The 4,804-nt window shown below is 48.4% G+C and carries 3 protein-coding genes; all 3 read left to right on the top strand.

The genetic code is table 11. The annotated features are described in order from the left end of the window. The first annotated feature begins 265 nt into the window (after positions 1–265). The 3 genes from ACGHZ6_RS16185 to ACGHZ6_RS16175 all read left to right on the top strand — a co-directional run bounded on the left by ACGHZ6_RS16185 (position 266) and on the right by ACGHZ6_RS16175 (position 4,799). Positions 266–3,580 carry a LamG-like jellyroll fold domain-containing protein gene (locus ACGHZ6_RS16185; RefSeq protein ID WP_390615033.1) on the top strand — a complete coding sequence of 1,105 codons (3,315 nt, stop codon included), beginning with the start codon at positions 266–268 and terminating at the stop codon, positions 3,578–3,580. Positions 3,581–3,702: 122 nt separating this feature from the next. Further along, positions 3,703–4,524 carry a M23 family metallopeptidase gene (locus ACGHZ6_RS16180; RefSeq protein ID WP_390615032.1) on the top strand — a complete coding sequence of 274 codons (822 nt, stop codon included), beginning with the start codon at positions 3,703–3,705 and terminating at the stop codon, positions 4,522–4,524. A gap of 71 nt (positions 4,525–4,595) precedes the next feature. Next, positions 4,596–4,799, top strand: coding sequence for a Trm112 family protein (locus ACGHZ6_RS16175; protein WP_390615031.1), 204 nt, complete (start codon positions 4,596–4,598; stop codon positions 4,797–4,799). Positions 4,800–4,804: the final 5 nt, after the last annotated feature.

Genomic DNA, 4,804 nt, shown 5'->3' with positions numbered 1-4,804 from the left:
TCGTTTGGTCTGAACCAATAGAACCAACCCACAAAAACCCTGCGCTTTACGCAGGGTTTTTGCTTTATTAGCCTGCTAAAAGGTGAGTTATAGTTTTAACTGGCCTTTTCCCTCCAGCTTTGTTAAAAATACCTATAGATACTAAAAAACCTAATAAAATCAGTTGGTTATAACTGTTTTGCTGGTTTTTTAAAATTTATATGCAAAGTAGTTGGATTTGGTCGAAAAGGAGTTCTCTGATCCAGCCAAGAGACAGGGGGCCATTATGGCCATTTCGCAGTCCCAGCAGTCTTCGACTGATCAAGCAGAGCAAGCCCCTACCGTTGAGTGGAGTGCACAAGTGCGTGGCATTCAAGGCAATGTCATGTCCGTGCAAGGTGATACTGAGCGCTTGTTGAAGGTGGGTGATAGTGTGGCTCTTAACGAGACCATTCTTTCTGTCGCCGACAGTGCCGTGGTGTTGGTAACAAGCACCGGCGAAGTCATTTCCATCGGTTTTGATCAGAACGTCACGTTTACGCCTCAATGGTTAGAAGAGCTCGCGCTAGGCAATCAACCCCTGTCGATTCCTAATATTGAAAACCTGGAAACCTTATTGGCAGAAGGTAAAAGCCTGGATGAAATTTTACCTGCACCAGCTGCCGGTGAGTCGGCGGTAACCAGTGCGGGTGAAAATCCCGCTCGAGTTGATCGAGTGGAGCAGACCTCCTCGGGTATAGCGGTAACTGAGTTTAGTACGACAGCGGTTACAGGCGCCGGTGATACATCAACTAATCAAATTCAAGCTGATAGCGCTGGCCCTGTGGCTGTTGCCGATGTTATTACCACGTTAGAAGATCAAGGTGTTATTGCCAATGTATTGGTTAACGATAGTTTACCTGCTTTAGCATCTATCACAGGATTTGATTCAATCTCCGCGGAAGGGGGCAGTGTTAGTTTTAATGGTGATGGTGCGTTTACTTATCAGCCAATAGCAAACTTCTTCGGTGTAGATAGCTTTTCATATACCGTGACTGATTTTAATGGCCTTAGTAGTACCGCTACGGTAACGATTAATGTCACTCAGGTGAATGATACGCCGACAGTGAGTGCAGCTGTCAGTATGGTAATTAGTGAGGATGCTGTTGCAGCAACTCTCGACTTATTGGCGAATGCGTCTGATCTTGATATAGCTGATACCCTATCAGTAACCAATTTGGTAGAAACCAGCGGCAATGATGCGGGTGGTGTAAGTCTGATCAACAATAACCTGGTTGTTACTGACGGCTATTATGATTACCTGGCCCAAGGGCAATCTTTAGTACTGACCTATACTTACGATGTTGATGACGGTAACGGCGGTGTAGCAAGTACCAGCGCGACCATTACCATTAACGGCGCTAACGATGCGCCGGAAGTAGTAGCTGATATTGCCGCGTTATCACTAAGTGATGGCGGTACTACAGGTAATGTGATGAGCAACGACTCCGATGTCGACAATCTACCCGCCGACCTTTCTGTGGTAACGCCTGCTTATATTGTTGGCAAGTATGGCAACCTGCTATTGAATGATGACGGCTCGTTCGAATATCAAATGGCAAACGGCAGTGGCACCATTATCACGGGTCCTACTAATAATCTGGTGACCTATTGGAATGCCGATAACAACGAGCAGGATTTAGCGCCTGGCGGTAGTGTCAGTGACACCTTATCCCTGCGAAATGGTGCCAGCTATAACGCCAATGGCCGAATTGGGCAGTCGCTAAGTTTTGATGGTGTCAATGATTACGTTGCGGTTGCGAACAGTGCCGATATCAACAGTGCACCGGCGGATTTTGTGCAGCGCTCTATCAGCTTGTGGTTTAAAGCCGACGATGCCAGTGGCCGCCAGGTTATTTTTGAAGAAGGCGGCAGTATTAATGGTTTAAATATCTATGTAGAAAACGGCCAGGTGTTTGTCGGTGGCTGGAGTACCAGTGAAGGACATGGCTGGGTTGGTACCTGGCATTCTGCAGCGGTTACCGATGGTCAATGGCACCATGTAACCCTTGTGCTGGATGCCAGTGCTAACGGTGCGAATACCACAGCACCTAACAGCTTCTTTGCCTATCTCGATGGCCAGGATATTTCTGGCGCCGATACTAGCGCTTCTGAGCTCTATCGTGGCCATACAGGTGATATCAATATCGGCCGCTCCGGTGGTTCCATACGTTATGACGATGGCAATGGCGGTTATCAAACAGATGGTTCTGCCAATTATTTTGCTGGCGAAGTCGACGATGTCAGAATTTATGATGGTGCGCTTACTCCTGCCGAAGTGAACGAATTAGCGAGTCCTCCAGCAATCATCGATAACAGTGGTGGCTCGCAGCAAGATCCTGCCGACCTGTTAAGCGGTGAAGGGCCAACCGATGGGCTGGTGACCCGCTGGCAGATGAATGACAACACAGATACCGCTGTAGGCGGCGTAAAAGCTGACACATTAAATCTTAACGGCGCGCAAGTTGTTAACGATACAGATCGTGGCAATGTGTTGGAATTCTCCGGTAGTCAAATTGCCGAGCCCGGTGATAGTAACGATATCAATATCGGTACCTTCGGTGAGCGCACCGTTAGCTTTTGGTTTAACGCCGATAGCACAGCGGGCCGTCAAGTTATCTACAAAGAGGGTGGCAGTGTTCGCGGCCTGAATATTTATATCGATAACGGTGAGCTGTATGTCACAGGGTGGAATACACCGGGTGGCGAAAGCGGTTGGTCTGGCAGTTTTGTCAGCAGTGCAGCGATTGGCGCTGGCCAGTGGCATCATGTGTCTCTGGTGCTCGACGGAGGCTCTTCTGTTACATCTGATGCGTTGAGTATGTACCTTGATGGCCAATTGGTTGGTCAAACATCCGGTTCACAGTTGTGGTCTCACAGTGGCGATATCAATCTGGGTGGTTCTGATACCACAGTTTATTATCACGATGGTTTTAACAACGCCAAAAACTACTTTGACGGCAAACTCGATGACGGCCGTATCTATAACAAAGCACTTGATGCCGATGAAGCTGCCGAGTTGCACAATCCAAGCTCCGATGCTGTTGTGATCGATAGTTTTGATTATCAAATTACCGATGGTCAGGACAACTCCAGCAACACTGATGTGAAATTTGTGATTACCGATCGCAATCTGGTGGAAGGTGATAGTGCAGATAACAACCTGTTAGGTACCGCTGATGACGATGTGATTTTCGGTCGCCAGGGCAGTGATACGGCTACAGGTGGTGCTGGCAGTGATACCTATGTCTGGGTCGATGGCGATCAATCTGTCAGTGCGGTACCCGTGGATGTTATTACCGACTTTCAGCAGGGCAACGGTGGTGATCAGCTGGATCTGCGTGATCTGTTGGAAGGTGAGTCGGTTGCCAATATTACCGATTACCTGCAATTCTCTTCCGACGGTACCGACACCGTAGTCAGCATTGATTCGCAAGGTAATGGCGGCGCGTCGATTGATCAGCAAATTGTGTTGGAAGGCATTGATCTGACGTTACTGGGTAATAATCAGGCAATAGCCAATCAGCTTATCAGTGATGGTAACTTGCAGATCGATAGTTAAATCAACACGCTCTCCAAAAAAATGCCCGCCTTTGTGCGGGCATTTTTGTTTATGGTGTTTTGGTTTTTGGAGTTGCTGGGTTAAGGTAAAGCATTGGGGATAAATAGATTGGGTTTAGGTGTATGAAAACAGGCTGGATAAATATCTTCATATTATCTGTATTGATGGCCAGCGGTGTCGAGGCTCTTGAGTTTCAGGGGGAGTGGCAACAGGGGGCTGTGTTACGTGGTCAGGTTGAACCGGGAACCAAAGTGAGCTTTCTGGGGCGTCAGGTCCGTGTGGCTGAGGATGGTGTATTTGTCATTGGGCTGGGGCGCGATGCTGCCAAGCAGGTGACCGTTATCACTGAGGTAAAAGGGCAGGAGCCACAAGAGCACCAGTTTAGCGTTAAGCAACGTGAATACCGCATTCAACGGGTAGAGGGCGTTCCCGCCAAAACAGTAAATCCCCCGGCCGACCAATTGGCTCGTATACGCAAAGAGAGTGCTTTGGCCCGCAAGGCTCGAAAAGTGGATTCAACTCGGCAGGATTTCAGGGAGCAGTTTGAATGGCCGTTGACTGGTCCCATTACTGGCGTCTACGGCAGTCAACGCTATTACAACGGTGAACCGCGTCGCCCGCATTTTGGTGTTGATGTGGCACGTCCAACAGGTACTGTGGTGGTCGCTCCGGCAAGTGGCAAGGTGTTACTGGCCTATGATGATATGTTTTTCTCTGGCGGTACCTTGATTGTCGACCACGGCCATGGATTGTCTTCGAGCTTTATTCACCTCAGCAAAATATTGGTTGAAGAAGGGCAGGAAGTTAAATTGGGTGACCCCATTGCCGAAGTAGGCGCGACTGGACGAGTTACCGGCCCTCATTTGGATTGGCGCATGAACTGGTTTAATCAGCGAGTCGATCCCCAGTTATTAGTAGGCCCTATGCCTAAATTGGCTGAATAACAGGCCAAGAAGAGGATTGGTAGTTATTGCGGAGCTTGGTAAACTGGCGCCAATATTAGAAGGTATAGAACATGATTGATCAAAAACTCCTCAGTATTCTGGTTTGCCCCGTCAGCAAAGCACCGGTTGAATATATTAAAGAGCAGGATGAGCTGGTGTGTTGGGCCAGTGGTTTAGCTTACCCTGTGCGTGATGGTATTCCCGTTATGCTGGAAGGTGAGGCTCGCCAGTTAACCGAAGACGAAAAAGAAGCACACCGCGCTAAACAAAAGTAGAGTTA

Source organism: Maricurvus nonylphenolicus, from assembly GCF_042854845.1.
Taxonomy (GTDB): Bacteria; Pseudomonadota; Gammaproteobacteria; order Pseudomonadales; family Cellvibrionaceae; genus Maricurvus; species Maricurvus nonylphenolicus.
This window is presented reverse-complemented; position numbering and strand designations above follow the sequence as displayed.